Annotated in this window: 20 protein-coding genes; 14 read left to right on the plus strand and 6 right to left on the minus strand. The window is 68.3% G+C overall.

What is annotated here, in order from left to right:
- Window positions 1–5 precede the first annotated feature (5 nt).
- The 10 genes from ACQPYM_RS20745 to ACQPYM_RS20790 all read left to right on the plus strand — a co-directional run bounded on the left by ACQPYM_RS20745 (window position 6) and on the right by ACQPYM_RS20790 (window position 10,154).
- Window positions 6–656, plus strand: a complete 651-nt coding sequence (locus tag ACQPYM_RS20745; RefSeq protein ID WP_360274138.1) for a thymidine kinase — start codon at window positions 6–8, stop codon at window positions 654–656.
- Window positions 653–1,474, plus strand: a complete 822-nt coding sequence (locus tag ACQPYM_RS20750) for a sulfurtransferase (RefSeq protein WP_433023130.1) — start codon at window positions 653–655, stop codon at window positions 1,472–1,474. The genes ACQPYM_RS20745 and ACQPYM_RS20750 overlap by 4 nt, the downstream gene beginning before the upstream one ends.
- A 136-nt stretch (window positions 1,475–1,610) precedes the next feature.
- On the plus strand, window positions 1,611–2,693 hold the full coding sequence (locus ACQPYM_RS20755) for a DUF4185 domain-containing protein (RefSeq protein WP_433023132.1): 1,083 nt from the start codon (window positions 1,611–1,613) through the stop codon (window positions 2,691–2,693).
- A 152-nt stretch (window positions 2,694–2,845) separates the two neighbouring features.
- Window positions 2,846–4,228 carry an ABC transporter substrate-binding protein gene (locus tag ACQPYM_RS20760; RefSeq protein WP_433023134.1) on the plus strand — a complete coding sequence of 461 codons (1,383 nt, stop codon included), beginning with the start codon at window positions 2,846–2,848 and terminating at the stop codon, window positions 4,226–4,228.
- Window positions 4,229–4,232: 4 nt separating this feature from the next.
- Window positions 4,233–5,168: a carbohydrate ABC transporter permease gene (locus tag ACQPYM_RS20765; protein ID WP_433023136.1), complete on the plus strand. Its 936-nt coding sequence runs from the start codon at window positions 4,233–4,235 to the stop codon at window positions 5,166–5,168.
- Window positions 5,165–6,049, plus strand: a complete 885-nt coding sequence (locus tag ACQPYM_RS20770) for a carbohydrate ABC transporter permease (RefSeq protein ID WP_433023138.1) — start codon at window positions 5,165–5,167, stop codon at window positions 6,047–6,049. The genes ACQPYM_RS20765 and ACQPYM_RS20770 overlap by 4 nt, the downstream gene beginning before the upstream one ends.
- Window positions 6,049–6,957 (plus strand): NAD-dependent epimerase/dehydratase family protein, encoded by a 909-nt coding sequence (locus ACQPYM_RS20775; RefSeq protein ID WP_433023140.1) that lies wholly within the window; start codon window positions 6,049–6,051, stop codon window positions 6,955–6,957. The genes ACQPYM_RS20770 and ACQPYM_RS20775 overlap by 1 nt, the downstream gene beginning before the upstream one ends.
- Window positions 6,957–8,222 (plus strand): enolase C-terminal domain-like protein, encoded by a 1,266-nt coding sequence (locus ACQPYM_RS20780; RefSeq protein WP_433023142.1) that lies wholly within the window; start codon window positions 6,957–6,959, stop codon window positions 8,220–8,222. The genes ACQPYM_RS20775 and ACQPYM_RS20780 overlap by 1 nt, the downstream gene beginning before the upstream one ends.
- Before the next feature lie 94 nt (window positions 8,223–8,316).
- Window positions 8,317–9,591, plus strand: a complete 1,275-nt coding sequence (locus ACQPYM_RS20785) for an ROK family transcriptional regulator (RefSeq protein WP_433023144.1) — start codon at window positions 8,317–8,319, stop codon at window positions 9,589–9,591.
- Window positions 9,588–10,154, plus strand: a complete 567-nt coding sequence (locus ACQPYM_RS20790) for a GNAT family N-acetyltransferase (protein ID WP_433023146.1) — start codon at window positions 9,588–9,590, stop codon at window positions 10,152–10,154. The genes ACQPYM_RS20785 and ACQPYM_RS20790 overlap by 4 nt, the downstream gene beginning before the upstream one ends.
- A gap of 1 nt (window position 10,155) precedes the next feature.
- Here the strand turns inward: ACQPYM_RS20790 and ACQPYM_RS20795 are convergent, their stop codons facing one another.
- On the minus strand, window positions 10,156–11,250 hold the full coding sequence (locus ACQPYM_RS20795; RefSeq protein WP_433023148.1) for a Gfo/Idh/MocA family protein: 1,095 nt from the start codon (window positions 11,248–11,250) through the stop codon (window positions 10,156–10,158).
- Window positions 11,251–11,270: 20 nt separating this feature from the next.
- Window positions 11,271–15,128, minus strand: a complete 3,858-nt coding sequence (locus ACQPYM_RS20800; protein WP_433023150.1) for a glycosyl hydrolase family 28-related protein — start codon at window positions 15,126–15,128, stop codon at window positions 11,271–11,273.
- 109 nt (window positions 15,129–15,237) lie between these two features.
- On the opposite strand from ACQPYM_RS20800, the gene ACQPYM_RS20805 reads away from it, so the two are divergent.
- Window positions 15,238–16,533 carry an erythromycin esterase family protein gene (locus ACQPYM_RS20805; protein ID WP_433002075.1) on the plus strand — a complete coding sequence of 432 codons (1,296 nt, stop codon included), beginning with the start codon at window positions 15,238–15,240 and terminating at the stop codon, window positions 16,531–16,533.
- Here the strand turns inward: ACQPYM_RS20805 and ACQPYM_RS20810 are convergent.
- Entirely contained in the window at window positions 16,498–16,908 is a 411-nt protein-coding gene (locus ACQPYM_RS20810; protein ID WP_433002078.1) for a hypothetical protein, read from the minus strand. The genes ACQPYM_RS20805 and ACQPYM_RS20810 overlap by 36 nt on opposite strands.
- Window positions 16,909–17,185: 277 nt before the next feature.
- Between ACQPYM_RS20810 and ACQPYM_RS20815 the strand changes: the two genes are divergently transcribed.
- On the plus strand, window positions 17,186–17,749 hold the full coding sequence (locus ACQPYM_RS20815; protein WP_433002081.1) for a dihydrofolate reductase family protein: 564 nt from the start codon (window positions 17,186–17,188) through the stop codon (window positions 17,747–17,749).
- Window positions 17,750–17,758: 9 nt separating this feature from the next.
- On the opposite strand, the gene ACQPYM_RS20820 is transcribed toward ACQPYM_RS20815, so the two are convergent.
- From ACQPYM_RS20820 to pepN, 3 genes are all read right to left on the minus strand, one after another.
- Window positions 17,759–18,766, minus strand: a complete 1,008-nt coding sequence (locus ACQPYM_RS20820; RefSeq protein ID WP_433002084.1) for an RNA polymerase subunit sigma-70 — start codon at window positions 18,764–18,766, stop codon at window positions 17,759–17,761.
- A 92-nt stretch (window positions 18,767–18,858) separates the two neighbouring features.
- Window positions 18,859–20,391: a septation protein SepH gene (sepH, locus tag ACQPYM_RS20825; protein ID WP_433002087.1), complete on the minus strand. Its 1,533-nt coding sequence runs from the start codon at window positions 20,389–20,391 to the stop codon at window positions 18,859–18,861.
- Window positions 20,392–20,627: 236 nt separating this feature from the next.
- Window positions 20,628–23,087 carry an aminopeptidase N gene (pepN, locus tag ACQPYM_RS20830; protein WP_433002090.1) on the minus strand — a complete coding sequence of 820 codons (2,460 nt, stop codon included), beginning with the start codon at window positions 23,085–23,087 and terminating at the stop codon, window positions 20,628–20,630.
- Window positions 23,088–23,246: 159 nt separating this feature from the next.
- On the opposite strand from pepN, the gene ACQPYM_RS20835 reads away from it, so the two are divergent.
- Together ACQPYM_RS20835 and ACQPYM_RS20840 are read left to right on the plus strand one after the other, a co-directional pair.
- The gene (locus tag ACQPYM_RS20835) at window positions 23,247–24,191 is read left to right on the plus strand and encodes an aldo/keto reductase (RefSeq protein ID WP_433002093.1); all 945 of its coding nucleotides are present in this window, start codon (window positions 23,247–23,249) and stop codon (window positions 24,189–24,191) included.
- Window positions 24,188–24,955, plus strand: coding sequence for a YaaA family protein (locus tag ACQPYM_RS20840; RefSeq protein ID WP_433002096.1), 768 nt, complete (start codon window positions 24,188–24,190; stop codon window positions 24,953–24,955). Before ACQPYM_RS20835 ends, ACQPYM_RS20840 begins: the two co-directional genes overlap by 4 nt.
- Window positions 24,956–25,051 lie beyond the last annotated feature (96 nt).

Below are 25,051 nucleotides of genomic sequence, written 5' to 3' on the forward strand. Positions count from 1 at the left end.
GGCCTGTGGCTGACTTGCTTTACTTCACCGGGACCATGGACTGCGGCAAGTCCACGTTGGCACTGCAGATGGATCACAACCACTCGGCCCGTGGCCGGCTGGGGAGGATCTTCACCAGTAATGACCGGGCGGGGGAGTCGACGCTGTCGTCGCGGCTGGGGCTGGAGGCCGACGCGATCGAGGTGAAACCGGACTTCGACTTCTGGCAGTACGTCGTCGACGAGCTGACCCAGGGTGGGCGGATCGATTACGTGGTGGCCGACGAGGCGCAGTTCTATCAGCCGGAGCAGGTGGAGCAGCTGGCCCGGCTGGTTGATGAGCTGCAGATCGATGTGTTCTGTTTCGGGATTCTGACGGACTTCCGGGCGACGTTGTTCCCGGGTTCGGCGCGGCTGGTCGAGCTGGCCGACCGGATGGAGCTGCTTCAGGTCGAGGCGCTGTGCTGGTGCGGCGAGCGCGCCACGCATAATGCTCGCACCGTCGGTGGTGAGATGGTGACCGAAGGCGAGCAGCTGGTGGTCGGCGACATGGTCACCAACGCCGCGGACGTCGCCTACGAGGTGCTCTGCCGTCGCCACCACCGGCGCCGGCTGACCGCGGCTCGTGCTCGTGCCACCCTGTCACCCGAAGTACTGCCGTTCGGAGGCGCGCTGTGAACCCGCTGATCTCTGCCGAGTCGTTGCTGGCGGCTGACCCCAAGCCGGTACTGATCGACGTCACCTGGAACCTGATGGGCCCGCCCGGCCGCGACGCCTACCTGGCCGGCCACCTGCCCGGCGCGTACTTCGTCGACCTGGACACCGTGCTGGCCGGTCCACCCGGCGACGGCGGTCGTCACCCGTTGCCTGAGGCAACCATTGTCGAGGCGGCGCTGCGCCGGGCCGGCGTCTCGGCGGACACCCCGGTGGTGGTCTACGACGCCGCCAACTCGATGGCCGCCGCCCGCGCCTGGTGGGTCTTCCGGTACTTCGGTCTGCGCGACGTCCGCGTCCTCGACGGCGGTCTCGCGGCGTGGCGAGCCGCTGGGGGAGAGGTCGGCACCGAGATCCCCGAGGACGGCGACGGCGGTTTCGTCGCCACCACGGGGCAGATCCCGATGCTGGATGCGGAAGGCGCTGCCGAACTGGCCGCCACCGGCGTACTGCTGGATGCTCGTGCGCCGGAACGTTTCGCGGGCGAGGTCGAGCCGATGGACAAGGTCGCCGGTCACATCCCCGGGGCGGTGAACGCCCCGACCACTGCCAACGTCACCGCCGACGGTCGGTTCCTGTCCGTTGCCGACCTCCGCGCCCGCTTCGCCGCTCTGGGTGCCGATGGATCGGTCCCGGTCGGCACGTATTGCGGCTCCGGTGTCACCGCGGCCCACGAGGCGCTGGCCCTCGAGATCGCCGGCATCGAGGCGCCGGTCTACGTCGGCTCATGGTCCGAATGGATCACCGACCCGAACCGTCCGATCGCCACCGGCCGCTCCTGACCTGAGCCAGGAGCGGCCGTTGTTCAAGCGGTTCGAACATCCTGGAAACGTCTCCGGACAGTAAGTCCTTGACTTCGGTGTGTCACTCCACGATGGTGAACGAGAAATCGATTTCCCACCGCCCGAGGAGAGTCCGATGACACCCGAACCGACTGTGAAGCGATCCACGTTCTTGAAAGCAGCGGCGGCAGGTGCCGGCGCGCTGCTCGCCGCTCCGAGCCTCGCCACGGCCGGCGGCAGCGGAGTACAGGCGGTCCTGACGAACAAGGTGGCCGATCTGACCGGGCCGGGACTGACCGACCGGTTCCGGATGCAGGCGACGGACCTCGGGATTCCGGTGCGGACGCCCGACGGGCGGATGCTGTTCATGTTCGGCGACACGTTCGAGGAGCCGAGGGTCGGCGGTGGCTGGTGGCGGTCGCCGGTGGCGTTGTGGTCGACGACGACCGACCTGAACAGTGGCGTGAAGTGGTCAGGTGCCGTCGGGGGAGCGGCCGCGCAGCAGTTGTGGGACTACCCGCATGACAACCCGACCTTCTCGACCGTGCTGCCGTCGGACGTGATCACCATCGGCGGGTCGATGTACCTGCACGCGATGGCGAACAAAGGGCTTGGAACCGTTGTGTGGACAGAGATCTGGCGCTCGGACAACTCGGGCGCGAGCTGGTATCACACCGGTGCGAAGTTCCCGGCCGACCTCGACGGCGGGCTGTTCCAGTTGCTCACCTGGGGTGAGGGCAACGACGGCTACGTCTACGTCTACTCGACGGGCTTCCAGCGGGACAAGCCGATCATCCTCAAGCGGGTCCGGAGCAACCAGATCGCCAACCCGGCGGCGTACCAGCCGTGGGGTTATCGCGACGGTGTCTGGGCCTGGGGCAGCCCGGCCACGCCGATCCTCAACGGCAGCTTCGGCGAGATGTGTCTGCGGCCGCTCGGCGGCAAGTGGGTGCTCACCTGGTTCAACGCGGGTGACTACCGGATCGACGGGATGATCATGGACACGCCGACTTCGAACCTCTACACGGCGTACCGGCAGACCCTGATCTACGGCGGCGCCTGGGGCGCCGAGAACGACAACCACGTGGCCCAGCTGTATGGCGGTTACATCATCCCGGGCTCCACTCTGTCGGACCTGCACCTCTCGGTCAGCCAGTGGCACACCGACGCCGGCTGGCCCTATCGCGTCATGCAGTTCCGCGTCCGCAACTTCGGCTAGCCGCTCACCTCACCTCCGCGCTGAAGCTCTGGCCGGCCATTGATAAAGTAACACGCATGGTTTAACTTACTCAGGAATTGGGCTCCTGTGGCCCACACCACACCCTGGACCGCTCAGTTGCCGGGGTGTCCCCGGAAACCTGAGGAGTTCCGATGACGAGAACGGCACGGTTCGTCGCGACCCTGACTTCGGCGGCGCTGCTGCTGACGGCGGCGGCCTGCGCGGACGGCAGCACCCCGGCGGCGACCGGTAGCGGCGGCGCGATCGACGAGAAGTCGCCGGTGACGATCACGGTCGGCAACAAGCCCAAGCCGGACAAGCCGGCCGATGTCGCCGCCTTCGAGCGCAACATCAAGAAGTTCACCGAGGCGCACCCGAACATCACCGTGAAGGCCACCGAGACCGAGTGGGACGCGCAGACCTTCCAGGCGCAGGTCGCCGGCGGCTCGCTGCCGACCGTGATGAGCATCAGCTTCACCGAGCCGCTGAACATGATCCCGAACAAGCAGTTGCCGGACATCACCGACGAGCTCAAGCTGGTCGACCTGACCAAGGACCTCAACCCCGAGACGCTGAAGATGGTCCAGGACGACAAGGGCCGGATCTACGGCGTACCGTTCGAGGCCTTCTCGGTCGGGCTGGCCTACAACCGCGCACTGTTCAAGCAGGCCGGTCTGGACCCGGACAAGCCGCCGGCGAACTGGGACGAGGTCCGTCAGTACGCGAAGCAGATCACCGAGAAGACCGGTAAGGCCGGGTACGCGCAGCTCACCAAGGACAACACCGGTGGCTGGATGCTGACCACGATGACCTACAGCATGGGCGGCACCGTGCAGAGCCCGGACGGCAAGAAGAGCACCTTCAACGACGCCCCGACGAAGAAGGCGCTGCAGTTGCTGAAGGACCTGCGCTGGACCGACAACACGATGGGCACCAACTTCCTCTACAACCAGGAAGAGGCCCGGCAGGACTTCGCCGCCGGCAAGATCGGCATGATCATGCAGGCGCCGGACGCCTACGACATGTGTGTGAAGAACTTCGGGATGAAGCCCGCCGACTACGGGCACGGCGCGCTGCCGCAGGACGGTGGGCCGCACGGCACGCTGACCGGCGGGTCGATCAAGATGATCAACCCGAAGGCGAGCAAGAACGAGATCGTCGCCGCGCTCAAGTGGATCAAGTCGCAGGAGTTCGACAAGTACACCACCGAGGCGCTGGCGGTGCAGAACGCCAAGGACACCATCGCCGACAAGGGTTTCGTCGGCCGGCCCGGGATCACTCCGCTGAGCCAGGAGACCTACGACCGGTACAACAAGTGGCGTGAGCCCTACAACAACGTGCCGGTCGAGCAGTTCAAGGGTTATGTCGAGTCGACCAAGACCCTCAAGCTCCTGCCCGAGCCGGTGAAGAAGGGCCAGGAGGTCTACGCGCTGCTCGACCCGGTGGTCCAGCAGGTGCTGACCAAGAAGGACGCGGACATCGACAAGTTACTCACCGACGCCGCCTCGAAGATCGACGCGCGCTTGGCCCGGTAGTCCGATGGCTGTCCTGACCCGTGTCGCCACCGCATCACTCGCCACTCGGTCCCGCCGGAGTCCGGTCACCTGGTACCGCTCCGGCGGACTGAGCAGCATCCTCTTCGCCCTGCCCCTGGTACTGATCTTCCTGTACTTCTCCTGGGGCCCGATAGTGCGCGGTCTGGTGCTGTCGTTCCAGAAGAACAACCTGGTCACCACGCCCGAGTGGGTCGGCACCGCCAACTTCAGCTACGTGCTGACCGACCCACAACTGCCGCAGGCAACGCTCAACACCCTGTACTTCGCACTGCTGGCGCTGATCTTCGGTTTCCCGGTGCCCTTGTTCCTGGCGGTCTTCATCAGCGAGCTGCGCAAGACCGGCTGGCTCTACAACGTGTTCTCCTACCTGCCGGCGGTCGTCCCGCCGGTGGCGGCGATCCTGTTGTGGAAGTTCTTCTACGATCCCGGCGAGTCCGGCGTCTTCAACGCGGTCCTCGGCTGGTTCGGGATCGGCCCGTTCGCCTGGCTGAACTCGCCGGACCTGGCGATGCCGGCCATCGTGCTCGAGGCGACCTGGGCCGGTGCCGGGGCCACCTCGATCATCTACCTGGCCGCGCTGACCGGCGTACGGACCGAGTTGTACGAGGCGGCCGAGCTGGACGGGGCGGGGATCTGGCGGCGGGTCTGGCACGTCACGCTGCCGCAGATCCGCGGAATCATCCTGATCATGATGCTGCTGCAGCTGATCGGGACGTTCCAGGTGTTCACCGAACCGTTCCTGTTCACCGGCGGCGGTCCGGACAACGCGACCACCACGATCCTGCTGCTGATCTATCGCTACGCCTTCATCAACGGCGACTTCGGTGCCGCCACCGCGCTCAGCGTGCTGCTCGCGCTGGTGCTGTGCGTGCTGTCGATCGTCTACCACTTCCTCACCCGCCGCTGGAGCACACCATGACCGCCGACGAGCGCGGGATCATCTCGGCGGCCGACCGGCGGCGGCCACTGATCCAGTACGGACTGCCCGCTATCCAGGTCCTGCTGTTCATCGGTGTGGTGATCGCTGGAGTCGGTCCACTTTTGTGGCTACTCAAGTCCGGGTTGTCGACGAGCCAGGACATTCTGCAGGGACCGATGCAGTTGTGGCCGAGCGGGATCCAGTGGCACAACATGCCGGACGCGTGGACCCGGGTCCAGATCGGCTCGTACCTCGGCAACACGGCGATCATCGCGATCGGGTCGCTGCTGTCCACGCTGTTCGTCTGTACGACGGGCGCGTTCGTCCTGAGCGTGCTCCGGCCGAAATGGGGTCCGGTCATCACCGGCGCGGTGCTGGCGACGCTGTTCCTGCCCGGCGTGATCTCGCTCGTGCCGCTCTACCTGACCATCCTCAAGATGCCGGTGCTCGGGGTGAACCTGCAGAACACGTTCTGGGCCGTCTGGCTGCCGCAGGCCGCGGGCGCGTTCAACATCCTGGTGATGAAGCGGTACTTCGACGCGATCCCGCGCGAGCTGATCGAGGCGGCGCGGATCGACGGCGCGAGCAACCTGAGGCTGTTCACCGCACTCATCCTGCCGCTCTCCAAGCCGATCCTCGGCGTCGTCGCGCTGCTCACCGTGATCGGCTCCTGGAAGGACTACCTGTGGCCGCTGCTCGTCCTGCCCGACCCGAACATGCAACCGATCTCAGTCGCGCTGCCCAGAGTGGCCGAAACCACTGAGATCTCCTTGCAGATGAGCGCATTATTCCTGGCAGTCCTCATCCCGGTCGTGCTCTTCTTGATGTTCCAGAAGCAGTTCCTGCGGGGCGTCGGAATGTCAGGGGGTATCAAGGAGTAGTGACAGAACAAAACAGAGTGTGGGGTCTGGCGGATCGCCGGGTGCTGGTGACGGGTGCTGCTGGGCGGATCGGGTCGGTGGTCACGCGGCACCTGAGTGAGCTGGGGGCGCTGGTGACGGCGCTGACGAACGTCGAGGACGACGGGTTGAAGGCGGACCGGATCGTCGTCGGTGACACCCGGTCGGAGGCGGATGTCGCGACGGCGCTCGAAGAGGTCGACGCTGTCGTCCACCTGGCCGCCCTGCCCCACCCCGGAGCCGGTACGCCGTACGAGGTCTACTCCACCAACGTGGTGTCCACCTTCAACGTGCTGGCCCAGGCCGGTGCCCTCGGCATCAAACGGGCAGTGGTTGCCAGCAGCATCAACGCGTTCGGGGTGCCGTTCAATCCGAACGACATCCGGCCGGCCTACTACCCGCTGGACGAGAAGATCCCGGCCGATGTGGCCGACTGGTACTCGCTGTCGAAACAGAACGACGAGAACACCTGCCGGATGGCCTGGCGGCGCTGGGGCATCGACGTGGTGGCGTTCCGCTTCCCGCACGTTAACTCGCCCGAGGCGCTGCAACGTCAGTCCGACTGGCTCAAGGAGGACCCGGCGGGCGGAGTACGGGAAGCCTGGGCCTACCTCGATACGCGGGATGCGGCTTACGCGATCGAGTTGGGGCTGACGGCATCGTTGTCGGGGGCACATACCTTCTTTGTTGCCGCCGGCACCACGAGTGCGCCGTACGAGACCGAGGCGCTGCTCGACGCGTTCGCGCCCGGCGTCCCGAGGTTGCGGCGGTTCGCCGGCCGTGAGGTACCGATCGACCTGACCGCGGCCCGGACCGTGCTCGGCTTCCAGGCGCGGCACGAACTCGAGTTGCCAACCCTTTCCCTTCCGACGGACGGACCGGAGAACTGATGCCGCAAGAAACACCCGCCACCTTCGCCCAGCCCTGGCCGGTCCGCGACGACCTCCGGATCCGTGCGGTGCGGGCGATCGTGACCGCGCCGCAGGGCATCCCGCTGGTGGTGGTGAAGATCGACACCACCGAGCCGGGGCTGTACGGGCTCGGGTGCGCTACCTTCACGCAACGGTGGAAGGCCGTTCAAACGTTTGTCGACGAGCATCTCGCCCGGCTGCTGATCGGCCGGTACCCCGGAGACATCGGGGATCTGGTCCGGCTGGCCGGCTTCTCCGGCTACTGGCGGGGCGGGCCGGTCACCAACAACGCGATCTCCGGCATCGACCAGGCGCTGTGGGACATCGCCGGCAAGCGCGCCGGGCTGCCGGTCCACGAGCTGCTGGGGGGCAAGGTCCGGGCCGCCGCCGACACCTACATCCACGCCGGTGGCATCACGATCGAGGAGACGCTGGAGCAGGCGAAGGGCTTCGTCGCGCGGGGGTGGCGTCACGTCCGGCTGCAGGTATCGACGCCAGGCGGTGGCGGCTACGGCGCACCGCGACTCGCGACGCTGTACCCGGATGCGCCGTACCGGAACGGGTGGAGTGCCCGCGACTACCTCCGTACTACGCCTGAGCTCTTCGCCGCTGCCCGCGAATCGCTGCCGGACAACGTCGAACTGCTCCACGATGTGCACTCGCGCCTGACGCCGAAGGAAGCGGTGTTGCTGGCTCGATCGCTCGAGCCGTATCGGCTGTTCTTCCTCGAAGACGTGCTGCCGCCCGAGCACTGGGACCGGCTGCCCGAGGTCCGGGCCGCTTCGCCGGTGCCGCTGGCGGTGGGGGAGCTGACCACGTCGATGGGCGATGCGGTCCGGCTGGTTCGCGACGGTGGGGTCGACTTCATCCGGTCGCACATCTCCGGGATCGGCGGGCTGACGCCCGCGCGCAAGATCGCTGACCTTGCCGAGCTGTGCGGAGTACGGACCGCGTGGCACAGCCCGGGCGACACCTCCCCGATCGGGGCCGCGGCCAATGTGGCGCTCGACGTCAGTTCTGTTGCCTTCGGCATCCAAGAGGGTCACCTCTACGACGAGGCGGTGCACGAGGTCTTCCCGGGCACACTGCGCATTTTCGACGGCTGGCTGAGGCCGAACGAGACGCCGGGCTGGGGGATCGACCTCGACCTGGAAGCCGCGGCGCGTTATCCCGCGGAACTGTCCGGCCACGACGAGTGGGCGGCCGGCGCACGGCGGCTGGACGGGGCGTTGGAGGCGCCGTGAATCCGCCGGTGCGTGCAGCGCTGCGGGGTACGATCTCGGCTAGTCCGGGGTGCCTTTTCATCAACGGGGAAAGTAAGAAACGAGGAGGTCGGCGATGGTCACGCCTGAGAGTGAGTCGGCGGTGCTCGACGAGCCGACCAGGTCCGGCGCGAACCAGTACGACCTGGGCTCCTTCAACGAGGCGGTGATCATCGAGACGATCCGGCTGGCCGGCATCATCAGCCGGACCGAGATCTCCCGCCGGACCGGCCTGACCCAGCAGTCGGTGTCGCGGATCCTGCGCATCCTGTTGCAGCAGGGCCTGCTGGTCGAGGAGAAACAAGAACGCGCCGAACGCCTCGGCAAACCCCGTACTCCGGTCCGGCTGCGGTCGAACGCGGCCCATGCGGTCGGCATCCACATCGACCCCGAGCTGCTGACCGTCGCGGTGGTCGATCTCGACGGCACCATCGTGCGGCGCGAGACCGTCGATCTGGCCGCCGACCTGGATGCGGTCCGGCTGGTCGATCTGGCCGCCGCGACCGTGACGGCGGCGCTGAGCATCAGCCAGGTGGACACCGCATCGATGCTCGGTGTGGGCGTCGCGGTGCCAGGCCCGATCAATGCCGACGGCACGTTGCTCGACCTGCCGCTGCAACCGGCCTGGCGTGGGCTGGAGATCCGGCATCTGTTGCAGGGCAAGCTGAACCATCCGGTGCTGGTCGAGAAGGACGGCACCGCGGCGGCGATCGGCGAACGCTGGATCGGCCGGTCGGCGCGGGCCCGCGACTTCGCCTATCTCTACCTGGGCACCGGGGTCGGCAGCGGGCTGATCCTCAACGGCTCGATCTATCGCGGCCTGACCGCGAACGCGGGCGAGTTCGGCCAGCTGTGCGCGCTGAAGATGGGCGAGTGGGACGAGCAGGGCGGTCCGCGGATGCTGGCCGAGTGCAACCCGACCGCGTCCCTGCCGGTGATCGCGGCCGGTTTCGGTTATGTCGAGAACGACCCGGACGCGACCGACGAAGCGAAGCGCTACAAGGCGGTTTGCAAAGCCGCCGCGAGTGGTGACGAGGCGGCCCAGAAGGCGGTCACCCAGGTGGCCTCGGTGATCGCGCAGGGCGCGGTCGGGCTGGTCGACCTGCTGGACATCGATCTGATCGTGCTCGGCGGGCCGGCGTTCGCGCCGGAGATCGCCGGGGTGTTCCTGTCCGAGATCAGCCGGGCGGTGAACTCCTACCCGATCGCGAAAGGTACCCGGACGGTTGCGGTGGAGGAGTCGATGTTGCAGGCCGACGCGGCCGCGGTGGGTGCTGCCTCGACGATCTTCCACGACGCGTTCACCCCACGGGTCGGCGGCTCGAGCCAGGCTCGTAGGCTGCCGAAGTGACTCTCGATCAGACCCTGACCACCGGCATCGAGCTGCGGGTGGCGACGCTGGCCGACGCGGCCGCCTTCGCCGAAGCGCAGGTCCGCAACCGCGAACACCTCGCCCCGTGGGAGCCCGTCCGCTCCGAGCGCTGGTTCACCACGGCCGGCCAGGAAGACAGACTGAAGGCGCAGCTGGTCCGCTTCCAGAACCGCGAGGTCGTGCCGTGGTTCCTCTTCGAGGGCGACCGGGTGGTCGGTGCGATCACCCTGACCGACATCGTCCCCGGCCCGTTCCGGAGTGCGAGCCTCGGCTACTGGATCGACAAGGACCTGCTCGGCAAGGGTTTGGCGACGACCGCAGTACAAGCTGTGGCCGAGCTGGCGGATCGAGAGCTTCGGCTGCATCGCATCGAGGCGAGCACGCTGGTCAGCAACGAGGCGTCGCAGCGGGTACTGCGCAAGTGTGGCTTCAACCAGATCGGTACCGCTCCTGACTACCTGCATATTGCGGGGGTTTGGCAGACCTGCCATCTGTACCAGCGGATTCTCAACACGCGCGATCCTGGCGAACCTGCACCCTGACTCAGCTGGGTGGGAGGCGGATTCCGCGGCTGACGTCGACGTCGTCGTAGCGGCCTTCGAGAACGTCGAGGAACTTGACCGGGCGTTGCAGGGTGGAGGCGATGTAGACGGCCCGGACGGTCGCCAGGGCGTCGATGGCGTCGTGGACTGTGATGCCGGGCTGCACGCCGTTGCCGATGGCATCGAAGATGTCCGCGTACTGCACGACGTGGCCGCCGGGGCGCTCCGGTTCGACGGGCTGGTCGTCGTCCGAGCCGTCTGTGTTGAAGCGGCGTAGTGCGTCGTCCTCGAGTTCGGCTCCGCCTTCGGTGCCGTGGACCGAGACGCGGGTGCGGCCTCCGGGAAAGGCCGCGGTTGTCGCGTGCAGCGTCGCGACCGAGCCGTTCTCGAAGGTCAGCGTGGCCACCACGGTGTCTTCGACCTCGATGTCGTGGTGTGCCGCCCGGAGCGCCTGCGCCTGGATGAGAACCGGCCGGCCCATGAACCACAGCAGAAGATCGACTGTGTGCACGCCCTGGTTCATGAGCGCGCCGCCGCCGTCCTGAGCCCACGTGCCACGCCAGCCGGCGGACGCGTAGTACTCGTCGCTTCGCCACCAGGCGACGGTGGCGACGGCCGAGGTCAGCTGGCCGAAGCGGCCGGCCTTGATCGCCTCCGAGACCCGCGCGCTGCCCGGGTCGAACCGGTGCTGGCTGATCACCGACGACACGACTCCATGACTGGCCGCCCGAGTGGCCGCCGCACCGAGGCGGCGGGCCCTGGTGAGGTCGACGTCGAGCGGCTTCTCGATGACGACGTGTTTCTTCTCGTTCAGCGCCTGCTCGGCGAGCGCCGCGTGCGTGCCGCTCGGCGTACAGATCGCGACGAGCGAGATGTCCGAGCCCGACAGGGCCGCACCGAGATCGCCGTACACCTTCGGCTCCGGTTGCCCGGCTTCCGTCAGCCTGGCGGCCAGTGCTTCCGCGGCGGCGGTGTCGCCGTCGACCAACGCGGTGACGGCGGCATCCGGGCGGGCCGCGATGGTGTCGGCGTGGGTGCGGCCGATGATGCCGCAGCCCACGATGGCGACCTGGTGGTGGTTCGTCGAGTCGGACATCTCGCCCTTTCGTCGGCGGTCTACTGCGCGGCGAAGTTCGCCGTCAGCACCTGGTCCGCGGAGACGGCAAAGCTGTACGACGCGTCGGTCGAAACCACCACGCCGTCCACGGTCCAGCTCCGGAAAACGCTATCCGATTCTGGTCTGGCCGTCACGGTCACCTGCGCGCCGACCTCGTACGTGCCCGGCTCGGACTCGTTCCCGGCGATGCTCACGGTGCCGTTGCCGACGGCCACGACGGACACCCGCCGCTGCACGACGTTGATCACCATCACGTTGTGCAGCGTGACCGGTCCGGTGCTGGTCGCGCCGTTGTAGCGGGCCAGGTTCGTCGCCTCGACGTCACCGCGGACGACCTTCACGGTGAAGCCGCCCTCGCCGAGGTTGTCGGTGCCCAGGTTGAACGCGTCCACCTGACCGTCGTTGACGACGAGCCCGTCGCGGAAGCCGTAGGCGAAGACGTTGAACAAGGTCAGCCCAGTCGCGCCGTCGACGGTGACGATCTTCGCCGTCTTGCGCATGTACTTGTCGATCACCAGCTCGAAGATGCCGCGCTCGTTCATCCAGTGCGGTTGCTGGTACCCGATCCGGGTGACCGCGTTGCCGTTGGACAGCACGCCCTCGATCCTTCCACCGGTACTCCGGCCGACCGCGATCGCGTGATCGAAGAAGGCACCGGCCACCTTGCGGACGACGAACCCGTCGTTGCGGTAGGTGGTGAAGTCGATCCCGTTCCACGCGTTCGGGAAGCCCGCGTTGACGACGTACGTCGCCGCGCCCATGCCGCGCACGGCGTACGGGTAGGGCACGATCCCCTCGGCCTTGCCCGGGTTCTGTTCGGGGTAGAAGACCCGCAGTCCGCGGAGGCCGGCGCTCTTGCCGGCGAGCGTCACGAGCGCGGTCGCCGTGTCCGGTGCGGCAGTTGCCCTTCCCTCAAAGGCATGCAGGACCGTGCCGCCACTGAGCCCGCCCTGGTCCCGGTTCGGTACTGCGGAAGCTCCCCGCAACTCCACCTTCGCGGGCACGCTCAGCCGGGCGTTGATCCGGTACCACCCGGCCGGCAGATAGACGATCCCGCCACCCTCACGGCCGGCTTTGTCGAGCGTCCTCTGTACTGCGCTGGTCGCATCGCCCGCTGGCAGGTAGCCGACACCATGCGGCGCATCGACGACGTACAGGGCTCTGCGGGCCGGTCCGGGAAGTGCTCGCTGGGTGTAGCTCGGCGCGGTGCCTGACATCCGGTGGACGATTCCGGCGACAGAACCGGTGAGTGCGGTGCCGGTGACCTTCACATAACCGCGGGAGTCGTTCTGGATGGCCTGCTCGCCTTCCAGCCGCCCGCCCGCGAGCGTGAGTCCCCACCGGTCGTCCATCACGTCCACTTTCAGCGCGGTTCCGGTACGCCGGATGTCAGGCTGCAGGAAGCTGCCGGTGAACTGCGCGCGCTGACCCGCGACGATCCGGATGCCCACCTTGTAGTCGGAGAGCGTGATCTTGTGGAACTGGTCCCACTCGAGATCACCTAGCACCAGCCCGGTCCCGTTGGCTCGGGTCCACTCGTCCAGCGCGGCGCGAGCAGGCGGCCGGTACGCCGACGGCGCGGCGGCCCAGTACACGTTGCTGAAGGTCACGTTCTCCCAGGTGCCGACGTCCGCGCCATTGTAGGCGCGGGCTCCCTCGAACAGGGCGGTTCCGCGGATGTTCCGGATCGTCGTCGACTCGTGCACTTGGCCGGAGTTCGGCGCGTTGCCGCGATCGCTGGGCATCGTGCTGATCCCGATCCCGCGGTACGAGTTGAGCAGGGTGACGTCCGAGACGGTCGACATCATGTAGTTCTCGTTGCCGATCCAGGCGCCGCCGGGGATCTCGAAGGTGTAGCCGTACGGGATCGGGGTGGTCGCGCTCTGCCGCGGGTAGTAGGTGGTCACGCCGGCCACGCCGGCCGAGCCGCCGATCCGGAACAGCGACGGTCCATCGTTGCCTGAGGCAAGGTCTGCGACGACGACCGTGCCGTAGGCGCGCTTGCTGTCCAGGTCCGGGTCGTGCCGGTCGCCGCGCACGGTGCAGAAGGCGTGTACTTCGATGGTGTCCTTGACCAGGTACTTGCCGGCCGGGAGCCAGACGGTTCCACCGCCGGCGTCCTGGCAGGCATGGATCGCTTGCTGGATGGCCTTGGTCGAGTCCTTGCGGCCAGTGCGGTCGGCGCCGTACCGGGTGGCGTCGAAGTCGGCGATCACGCCGTCCTCGGTCGGGTTGATCGTGTCGACCAGCTTGGGTTTCGGTGTCACGACCGGTGACTCACGAAGTTGCAGTTCTTTCACCGTGAAGTTGTCGGCACCGGTCATCACCACCCGGACGTAGCGTGCCTCGACGGTTGCGAAGCGGGTTTTGCTGACCTGGTTGGCGCCTGGTGATCCGGTCCGGCCTACCGTCGTGAAGGTGGTGCCGTCGTTCGAGACCTGCACGGTGTAGTCGGGTGAGGAGGTCTGCGCCCACTCGACGCGGACGTCGTTGACCGCGCGCGGCGTCGTGAGATCGAGTTGGAGCCAGGAGTCGCCCGCTCCACTTGTCCAGACGGTCTGGTGGTTTCGGTCGTTGACGTTCGACGCGGCGGTGCCACCGCTGGCGCTCGCAGTACCGGCTGGTGCGAAATTTGTGTCGACTACTGATGCTGTGAAGGCGTCGAGTTTGGTTTGCAGGGTCTGGAGGGCGGCTTTCACCTGGACGTCGGTGACGCCGGGCGTGGCCGCGACTGCGCGCGCGTCGTCGATGGCTTGCAGGAAGGTCGCTCGGCTGCCGATCGGGAACTGGCCGTCACGTGAGCCCTCCCGGGCGGCCTTCTGAACCCGCGCCGCCTCGTCGATCAGGTCTAGTAAGCCCTCTGTGACGTCGAGAGTTGTTGCTACCTTCGCGACCCGGACCGCCGCGACCTTGAGGTCGACCGCGCCGTCGCCGTTGTGGATGCGGAAGTCGGCGCCGTTCGAGCGGTTGGTCATCACCGCGTCGGGCAGCGCGAAGGTGTGGGTCTTCCAGGTCTTGGTGTTGCCGTAGGTGATCACTTCGGAGTTCTTGAACTTCTCCGGGATCGTCTCGCCGGGGGAGTCGTAGTGCAGCCCGAACTGGCCGTTGCCCTCGTCGAAGTAGTCGATGCTGACCAGCACCAGGTTGCGGTTGTCGTAGAGGTAGGTGTCGGACACGTTCAGGTAGAAGAAGTTCGTGCCGGGCGCCGGCGCGGTCCGGTCGGTCTGCCAGTAGGGCCGGCCGTCCTGTACGCCGGTGATGAGGTTCTCCGGGCGGTCGCCTGCTCGCGGCGAGATGCCGTTCTGGGTCGGGTTGGCGCCGAGCTCGACGGAGGCTCCCGCGGTACTGATGCGCAGGCCGGCGACGGTGATGTCCTCGCTGCCCTGGATTCGCAGGTCGCCGCCACCGAGGCGGTTGGCGAACTCGATGTCGTTCAGCGCGAAGGTGCCGGTCTGCCACTGGCCGGTGTTCTTGAGTTGGACGTCGTCGGCGCGGGCGGCTGGGTCGGCGGCTGCGTCGTACTGGAGCTGGAGTGTGCCCTTGCCGGTGTCGAGGTAGGTGACGGTGACGACGACGTCGTCGGTGTTCAGTTCGCTGACATAGTCGCTGTCGACGTCGAAGGTGAAGTAGGTCGTGTTGGCTGCCTGGTTGGTGCGCCAGTAGGTGCGGCCTTGTTCGGTACCGGTCCGCAGGCCGGCCGGATCCGCGCCGGCGGTGGGCTCCACGCCGAGCGTGGTGGGATTGGCGCCGAGATCGGCGCCGACGCCGCTCGGGTACATCGATGCCGCGTGGGCTGGGAGCGCGGCACCCAGCAGGAGCGCGGGCAGGAGTCCCGCTAGCAGGCGTCGTGAGGACATGACAGGAAACCTCCAGGTGGCGGGCCCAGGAGCAGGGTGCGTGTAAGTTAAACCATGCGTGTTACTTATTCAAGAGTGAGTGACCGCAGCGGCTGGATAGGCTTTTCGGGTGGCGAACGAAAGCTTGGCCGAGATCCAGCAGTGGCTGTCCGCGACCGCGTCTCCGCTGACGAGTTTGGTGGCGGGATCTGGGAGCGAGGATCTCGCCGCGGTGGGGAAGGCGCTGGACGGCGTACGGGTGGTCGGGCTGGGGGAGGCGACGCATGGGACGCGGGAGTTCTTCCAGCTGAAGCACCGGTTGTTCGAGTATCTGGTGACCGAGCTGGGGTATTCGGTGCTCGCGATGGAGGCCAGCGAATCGGCTGCGCCGGCCGTTGATGCGTATGTGCGCGACGGGGTGGGGGACGCGGCGAGCGTCGTGGCCGGGCTCGGGTTCTGGACCTGGCGGACCGAGGAGGTTGTCGCGCTGGTCGAGTGGATGCGCTCGTACAACTCCGGCCAGCCGGCCGACGAGCAGGTCGGGTTTGTGGGGATTGATCCGCAACGCTGTGCGGCGTCGGTTTCCGTAGTACGGGAGTTCTTGGCCGAGTCGGTGCCTGACCGGCTGGCGGCGTTCGAGGAGGGGTTCGGTTTCCTGGCGGACGCGCAGCCGGGGTCGGCTCCTGATCCGTCGCGGCTGGTGGTTCGGGAGGCCGAGCACCTGATCGCCTTCCTCGCGGCCAAGGGAGCTGACGAGGAGGTACTACGGCACGCGCGGATCCTGGAGCGGGCGGGGGACCTGGTCTGCCGGGCGAAGGAGCACAAGGATCCCGCCGAGACGTTGTTCGCCGTACGCGATGCGTACATGGCAGAAGCGGTCGCGAAGGTCGCTGATGAGGATCCCTCGCGGCGCATCGCGGTCTGGGCGCACAACGGGCATCTCCCGGCCAGCCGGCAGAGTGCGGAGTTGCGGCCGATGGGTCAGCACTTGCGGGAGCGGTTCGGAGCGGAGTACTACGCGCTGGCCCTGCTCTTCGGGCAAGGCGCCTTCCGGGCCCGCCGCCTGCGCCCCGGCCCTTGGCCCGGTCCGATGGATGGTCCGGTCGTTGCCAACAACATCGACCGAGGCGGCTTCAACGCCCTCGAGGGCCAACTCGCCGCAGCCACCCCAGGCGACCACTTCCTCAACCTCCGCGGCTCTGACGACGCACCGGCAGCGGTCAAAGCCTGGCTGTCCGAACCCCAGATGTTCCGCAGCTTCGGCTCCTACATCCAGCGCTGGACCTACAAACTCCAGTTCGCCCCCACCGTCCTGACCCACGAATACGACGGCCTGGCCTACGTCGCGAAGTCGACCCCGTCGGTCCCGCTACCCGAGAAGGTGCTCGGGTCAGGCGACGACGGCGAGGGTGCGGGCGGGGGTTAGGAAGGGGAGCAGGGTGAAGAAGTGGGGGATGGCGTCCGCGAGGCGGAGGGCGCCGGCTTCGTGGGTGGTCCAGCCGAACAGGAGCTCGCCATCCAGGACGTGTTCGGACAGCGGTGTGGCGAAGGCGCTCAGGGTGACGCGGTTGGGGCCGGTTTGCGGATGGTGGTCGCCGCAGCCGCATTCGGCGGCGATGACGATCGACGTCAGGGCGTCGGGGGAGTAGTGGCGCAGCCGCAGCGTCGTACCGCGGGCAGTGAAGCGCGCGATTGTTGCGTCCGGCAACTGAACCAGGAGTTCGACCGGGACGGTGTGGGAGCCGGGCAGCAGGCGCAGACCGCGGGACGCGAGCAGGTCGGCCAAAGAGGCAAGGTTCATGTCAGCGAAGATCCTGTGGGCTGGTGTCGGCGGGCGGGCCTGGGAATGGACAGGGCCTCGCGCGCCTCAGACGGCGCGCGTCAGCGACAACAACAGCTACAACACAGCATGATCTGCATGCCGAAGATCATGGCAGAACCCACTCGCCCTGCCAAACCCCGCCCGTACTCTGAGACACGCGTCCACAACAGCCCGCCACACCGCAGACGCGCACCGATAAGATTTCCGCGCCGAGCCCGTCTGTACGTGTGACACCTACTCACAGGAGGCTGGCAGGATGCGAAAACTGATCTTCGGCATGAACGTGACTCTGGACGGCTACACCGCCGCCCCCGGCGACGACATCGGCTGGAGTGTGCCGAGCGACGAGCTGTTCCAGTGGTGGCTCGACCGGGAGCGGGCGAGCAGTCTGACGCTGTACGGGCGCAAGTTGTGGGAGACGATGAGCGCCGTCTGGCCGACCTACCACCAGCAGCCGGACGCCACCGCGGCGCGGATCGAGTTCGCCCGGAACTGGCAGGACACGCCGAAGGTGGTGTTCTCCTCGACGGTCGGCAAGGTCGACTGGAACACCCGCCTGGTCACCGGCGACGCGGTCGCGGAGATCACCCGGCTCAAGGCCGAGGACGGCGGCCCGATGAGCATCGGCGGTGCGACGCTCGCCGCGGCCGCCATCCGGGCCGGACTGGTCGACGAGTACCAATTGGCGATCCATCCGGTGCTGGTCGGCGGCGGGACGCCGTTCTTCACAGTGATGGATCGCTGGGTGAACCTGAACCTGGTGGAGACGCGGACGTTTCCCGGCGGCGTGGTGCTGACCCGCTACGAGACGAGGCGCTGAGCCACGTGATCACAGCGTGGGCGGCAGGTCCAGCCAGGGTTTGCCGGCGGCGTCGAAGCCGGTGAGCTCGGCGATCTTCCCGTCGACGATGCGCAGGGCCGCGACGGCGAACAGCCGGTACTCCGGGTCGGCGGGCGTGCGGAGGTACAGCGCGGCGGCGGGCATCCGGTTGACCGTCGTGCTGATACCTCGCCAGTCGTCGTGGCCGGGTTGGAAGAGCCCACCGGAGACCCAGCCGTCCACCGCATCCTTGGCGGTCGTGGTCAAGGTGCCCGCCTCGGGCAGCATCGCGAAGCGCAGGTCGTCGCGCAGCAGGGAGATCAGACCGTCGAGGTCGTTGCGCTCATGGGCGGCGATGTAAGACTTCACCGCGCCGCGCTCGTCGTTCGACAGCTCGTGGGTGGCGGGGCTCCGCCAGTCGAGGCGGCGGTCGGGCAGTTGCTCGCGCATCGTCACCCGGGCCCGCTGCAGTGCGCTGGTCACCGATGCGACGGTCAGGTCGAGGGCGTCGGCGGCCTTCGCCGCCGGCCAGCCGAGGACGTCGCGCAGGATGAGCACCGCCCGCTGCCGCGGTGGCAGGTGCTGGACGGCGACGATGAACGCCAGTTCGATCGTCTCCCGCGCCACCACCGAGTCCTGCGGGTCCTCGGGAAGCATCCGGTCTGGGTAGGGCTGCAGGTACAGCACCTCGGAGCCGGCGTCCGGCAGCTCGGCCGGTATGGGGGTGCGGTCGTTGCGCTTGTCCAGGAAATCGAGGCACGCGTTCGTCGCGATCCGGTACAACCAGGTCCGCAGGGCCGCGTGGCCCTTGAACGACTCCCGCTTGTTCCACGCTCGCAGGAACGTCTCCTGCGTCAGGTCCTGGGCGTCCTCGTAGTTCGCGAGCATCCGGTAGCAGTGCACCCGCAGCTCACGCCGATAGCGCTCCGTGAGAAGCGCGAACCGCACAGTGTCGTCCGAGCGGGCTGCCGCGATGAACGCGGCCTCGTCGTCACCCAGCAGTCTGTCGTCGGTCATCGTCGTCAATCCTTCCACCGGTGCCATCAGGTCTGACAGAACTGACGACGGGGCGGAGGACTTCTGATCGGTGCACCGGCAACGGCCGGTGGTCAGTCGGCTTTCTTGCCGAACATGATCTCGTCCCAGCTGGGCACGCTGGCGCGCTTGGAGCCTCGTTTGGCGGGCTTCTTCTTTTCCTCGGCAGGCGGCGCTGCGGCCGCGGGCTCGGCGGCGGCCGGGGTGTCCGCGGTGGGCTCCGGCGCGGGCTGGCGGCGGGGATCTCCGGGCTTGGGGATCGCGGGCCGCGGGTCGGCCGGCTTCGGCGGCGCGGACGGGGCGGACTGTGAGGCAGCCGGCCTTGGGGCCGACGGGCGCGGCGTGGCAGGGCTGGCTGCTTCCTGCCGGGTCGGCTCGGGCTGGCGCGCCTCGGTGGCCGGTGCTTCGGTACGACGGGTCTCCGCCGGGCGGATCTCCGGCTGACGCGACTCGGGCTGGCGCGACTCGGATTGGCGCGACTCGGATTGGCGCGACTCGGGCTGGCGAGGCTCGACCGGGCCGGCCTGGCGGGGCGCGCGAGCGTCAGGCTGGCGGGTATCGCGGTCGGGCTGCCGGGCCTCGGGGTGTCCACCGGGGGGCATGCGGCGTTCGGTGAAGCGGTTCTCGGGAGCGGCGGCGCGTTCCTCGGGGGACAGCGGGGGTGCCTCGACCGGGCGGTGCGGAGGACGCTCGACCGCACGCACGGCCGGACGGAGCGTCTGGGGCGGTTCGATCGGTACGTCGATCAGGGTCGGCTCTTCGTCCGGGCTCGGCACCGAGTGCACCCGGCGCGGCCCGCGCTCGACATCCCGCGCGATCCCGTACTCCGGGTCGCGGCCGAACCCACGCCCGGTGTCCCGGTTGGCGTCGCGATCCGCCTGGGCCGCACGCCCGCGCGGCAGACTGATCGTGTCTTCGAAGCCGGCCTCGTAGCTGTCCGCGCCGTGATCAGGCGCGAGACTCAGATCGAAGTCGGCCACCGCGGTGAGTCGCCGCTCGGAGCTCGGCTGCGGCGCGATCACCTGCGCCTGCTCACCGACCAGCCAGCGCGCCTCGTCGTCGTCCGGTACGGCGTACCGGCCCGGGGCGTCGTAGGCGAACATGGCGACCTTCTCGTCGTTCTCCTCGGCGAAGTACGACACCCGCACGGCCCAGCGGCCGTCGTCGCGGCGCCAGGCGTCCCACTCGGCCGAGGCCGGGTCGACGCCACGGATCCGCAGGCGCTCGGTCACCCAGGCACCCAGGTTGCGGGTGGGGGCGTCGCCGCCACCGCGCCGACGTACCGAGGCGCGCTGGGCGAGGCTGGCGACATGGTCCCGCTCGGCCAGGACGGGACCGGCGAAGGCCATCACCCGTTCCATCGGCATCTGCGCGACGGCAGCGACCGCCTCGGGACTTTCTCCGGCCCGGATCCGGGCCTGGATGTCTCGCGGGCGGAGCGCGCTCTCCATTTGAATCTCCAGCTGGCCGAGTCGGGCACGGTCGCCGCGCAGGGCCGCACGCAACCGGTCGTCGACCGGGACGGCGAACTCCTCACCCGTCGGTTCCATCGCCAGGATGAGTTGCTTGCCATCCTGGCTCAGGCCAACGAGCCTCGCCTCGCGCATTGCCTTTGTTCTCCTGTGCGGTTCTCGACAGTCTCTCCCGATACCTGCGCCTCGACCAAGACCGGCGCGCCGTGCCCGCCGGTCATTGTGGAGGTTACGTCACAAAACCCCATCTTGCCTGCTCAGGAGGGTCCTTGTCGTCACACCAGTCACACTAGTCACAACGGGCGGTGAGCACGACATCGAACCCCCGGAAACCGATCAGTTCAGCGGTCAGTTCCCGGTTGGTTCGCCGTTCAGTTCGCCGGATACGCGGCCCGGACGGCGAGCGCCCGGATCAGATCGTCGCGGCGATCCCCGACCGCGCGCCGGATCCCGGCCTGGACGTCCTCGTCCGCGACCAGGTTCGCGGCCAGCGAGACCGTCCGCTCGTCGATCGAGTACACCGGGAAGGACAAGGTGGCGGCCTGCGCGACCACCCAGCCCGAGCGCAGCTTCTCGATCCCCGCGATCTCCGCGAAGTACCGGTCGACGTACGGCGCCGTCAGCTCCAGCTGGTCGTACTGCCAGAAGCCCTCGCACGCGGCGTACAGCTCGTAGTTGGCGATGTCGGCGTCGGTCATGATCTGGGCCCACGCGCGTTCCTTGGCGGCGACCGTCGGCAGCGCGGCGCGGCACCGGGTCGCGTGCACGACGCCTTCCGACGACGTGTCGCGAGCCAGCTCGGCGTCGATCCCGGCGTCGTCGACGGCTCCGAGCTTGGCCAGCCGCAACGTGATCAGCCAGCGCAGATCGGCATCGACAGCCAGCCCGTCCGGTACGCCGTCACCCGCGAGCCACGCCTTGAGGAGCTCGGCGTCGTCGGTGAGCCCGACCGCACCCCGTACGACGGCCAGTTGCAGGCTGCTCCCAGCCGGCACCGACTGCAGCCGCTCGGTCAGTACTGCGGCCAGCCGCGCGCGATACGGCTCGACGGGAAGGTACTGACCCAGCAGACGCCCGCGGACCCAGGTGACCATCGTGTCGACGGCGATGTCGCTGGTCTCCGAGGACAGCGCCGCCAGCACCACGTCGAAGCCCAGTCGCGGATCGAGCTCCGCGTCGGCGGTCGCGTCGCGCAGGCTGTTCAGGATCACCGCACGCGTGACGCCGTCCTCGATCTTCGGCATCACGGCCGGCAGTTTCGCCAGGCTGGCCGCGTCGAAGCGGATCTTGGCCCAGGTGTCGTCGGCCGCGTCCGGGACGACGACCGCGATCGACGGGTCGAGCTCGACCTCCACCTCGTTCGCGTCGAGCAGGACCGGTACGGAGGTGCCGCGCCCGGACTCGTCGTACCCGGCGATGGTCAGCTGGTGCGGGCGGTCGGCCGGGTAGGCGGCGGGGGCGGTGCGGTGCAACCGGATGCCGGTGGCCGTCCGCTCGGCGGTGATCGTGTCGAGGCCCGGCGTACGGAGCCAGTTCTGCGCCCAGGCCTCGAGGCCGACGGCGCCGGCCTCGGTCCACTTGGTGACCAGGTCGGCGAAGGTGGCGTTGCCGAACTCGTTCGAGCTGATGTGCGCCTTCACGCCGTTCAGGAACACCTCGTCACCGAGGTAGGCGTTGAGCTGCTTGAGCACCGCCGCGCCCTTGGCGTAGGAGATGCCGTCGAAGTCGTCGAGCGAGGCGAGCGCGTCCTTGACCGCGTCGGCGGCGACCGGGTGGGTCGAGGCCCGCTGGTCGGCCTGCAGGCCCCACCACTTGCGGACGAAGGCGAAGTCGATCCAGTTGTCGGTGTACCGCGTCGCCGTGCTCGAGACCCGGTAGGCCATGTACTCCGCGAACGACTCGTTCAGCCACAGGTCGTTCCACCACCGCATCGTCACGGTGTCGCCGAACCACTGGTGCGCCATCTCGTGGACGACGGTCCGGGCCCGGCCGCTGCGCTCGCCGTCGGTGACCGCGGAGCGGAAGACCATCGAGTCGCGAAACGTCACACAGCCCGGGTTCTCCATCGCGCCGGCGTTGAACTCGGGCACGAACGCCTGGTGGTACTCACCGAACGGGTAGCGGTACCCGAACAGCCGGTGGAACTCGTCGAAGGCCTGCCCGGTCACCTCGAACAGGTCCTCGGCCTCGCGGTCGAGCGCCTCGGCCAGCGACTGCCGGGAGACCAGGCCGAGCGGGATGCCGTCGTGCTCACCGAGGATCTGGTGGTACGGCCCGGCGACCAGGGTGACGAAGTACGTCGACAGCGGCTTGGTCTCGGCCAGCTCCCAGCGGCCCGGCGACACCTGGGTCGCGGCGCCGTTGCCCAGCACGATCCACTCCGGCGGAGCCGTGACCTTCACCCGGTACGGCGCCTTGAGGTCGGGCTGGTCGAAACAGGCGAAGATCCGGGGCGCGGCGTCCAGGAACGACATCGCGTAGAGATAGGTGAGCCCGTCGGCAGCGTCCACACTGCGATGCAGGCCCTCGCCGTCGTTGGAGTACAGCATCGACGCGACGACGACCAGCTCGTTCTCCGCGACGAGGCCGGTCAGCGCGAGCCGTCCGTCACTCAGCCCGGCCGGGTCGACCGGTGTCCCGTTCAGCGTGACGGACAGCAGCTCGTCGGGCTTCACGTCGATCCAGCTGGACTGCCCGGCGGCGGAGAAGACGATCCGGGTGGTCGATCCGAACGTGCGCTCGCCCTGGGTGAGGTCGAGATCGACGTCGTACGAGTGGACGGTGATTGCGGCGGCCCGGGTACGGGCGCCGTCGACGGTAAGGCTCGGCATGCGGTGAACTCTATGCGGTCGTCCCACAGTCCCGGCAGCGCATAGATACAGTTCAGCCATGACGGTATTGATGCCACGCCTCCGGCGCGGCGGGTCATGGGGCTCAAGCTCCCGGCCTTCCCTCGTCGCTTCGCTCCTCAGTCCAGGCCGGGAGGCCCCATGACCCAGATGGAGTACCGCCAGCTGGGTGACTCCGGCCTCACCGTGAGTGTGGTGGGCCTGGGCTGCAACAACTTCGGGGGCCGGATCGACGCCGGCCAGGCGGACTCGGTGGTGGGTGCGGCGCTGGACGCCGGGATCACCCTGTTCGACACCGCCGACGTCTATCGCGGCGACCGGGGCTCGAGTGAGGAGATCCTCGGCAAGGCGCTCGGCAGCCGCCGGGACGAGGCGGTCATCGCGACCAAGTTCGGTGGCGACATGAAGGGCGACAACGGCCCGGACTGGGGTGTGCGCGGTTCACGGCGCTACATCCGCAAGGCCGTCGAGGCCAGTCTGCGCCGGCTCGGCACGGACTGGATCGACCTCTACCAGCTGCACACGCCCGACGAGGTCACCCCGATCGAGGAGACCCTGGCGGCGCTGTCCGAGCTGGTTGCCGAGGGCAAGGTTCGCTACCTGGGCAGCTCCCAGTTCGCGGGCTGGCAGGTGGTGGACGCCGACTGGGCCGCCCGGACCGCGGGCTCGGAGCACTTCATCAGCGCGCAGAACCACTACAACCTGCTGTCGCGCGAGGCCGAGGAGGAGCTGATCCCGGCCTGCGAGCACCTCGGTATCGGCGTCCTGCCGTTCTTCCCGCTCGCGTCCGGTCTGCTGACCGGCAAGTACAAGCGCGGGGAGCAGCCGCCCGAGGACTCCCGGCTGGCGAAGATGCCCGAGCGGCTGGCCCGTGCCGACTTCGACAAGATCGAGGCGCTCGAGACCTTCGCGACCGAGCGCGACCTGACGCTGCTGGACGTCGCCATCGGTGGGCTCGCCGCGCAACCGGCCGTCTCGTCGGTGATCGCCGGCGCCACCCGGCCCGAGCAGGTCGAGCAGAACGTGCGCGCCGGTCTGTGGCTGCCGACGGCCGAGGACCTGGCGATCCTGGACGAGTTGACGTGACACTGATCCTGCTGCCGCCGTCGGAGGGCAAGTCCGGCCGCTCCCGTGGCAACGCGGTCGACCTGCCGAGCCTGTCGTTCCCGGAGCTCAACGCGGTCCGCGAGTCCGTGCTGGAGACGCTGGCCAAGGTGAGTTCCTCGGCCGACGCGTACGACGTACTGGGTGTCGGTCCGTCGTTGAAGGATGAGGTCGAGCGGAACACCAGGTGGCGGACCGAGCCGTCCGTGCCGGTGTCTGAGCTGTACTCGGGTGTCCTGTACGACGCACTCGGCTACTCGACCCTGCCGGCCGGCACCAAGCGTCGCGCGAACTCGCGACTGCTGGTGGCGTCGGCAGCCTGGGGTGCGTTGCGGATGGGGGACCGCGTACCGGCGTACCGGCTGTCGATGGGTACGACGCTGCCCGGGCTCGGGCCGCTCGCCTCGGTGTGGCGCGAACCGCTGGCGGCGTCGCTCGAGGCCGCCGCGGGCAAGTCGGTCATCGTGGACTGCCGTTCGTCGACGTACGCCGCGGCGTGGCGCCCATCGGGCGAGCAGGCCGCCAAATGGGTGGCGGTCTCGGTGGTCCGTGAACGCGGGGGAGTCCGCTCGGTCGTCTCGCACAACGCGAAGCACACCCGCGGCCTGGTGGCCCGTCATCTGCTGGAGTCCGGCAAGGACCCTGGTACGCCGAAGGCCTTGCACAAGCTGATCTCGGAACGCTGGAACGCCGAGCTCGAGCGGACCGGCGCGGGCTGGACGCTGACCGTCGTCGAGCACGACTAGCTTTCATCAGGCCTTCACCAGGAGCTGGTTTCCGCGGTAGTCCTGACGGGGAAGGGTTGAGGCAGCGCTAAGTCAGGGGGGCACCGCCCAACCTCG

The organism is Kribbella sp. CA-294648 (genome assembly GCF_050943845.1).
Taxonomy (GTDB): Bacteria; Actinomycetota; Actinomycetes; order Propionibacteriales; family Kribbellaceae; genus Kribbella.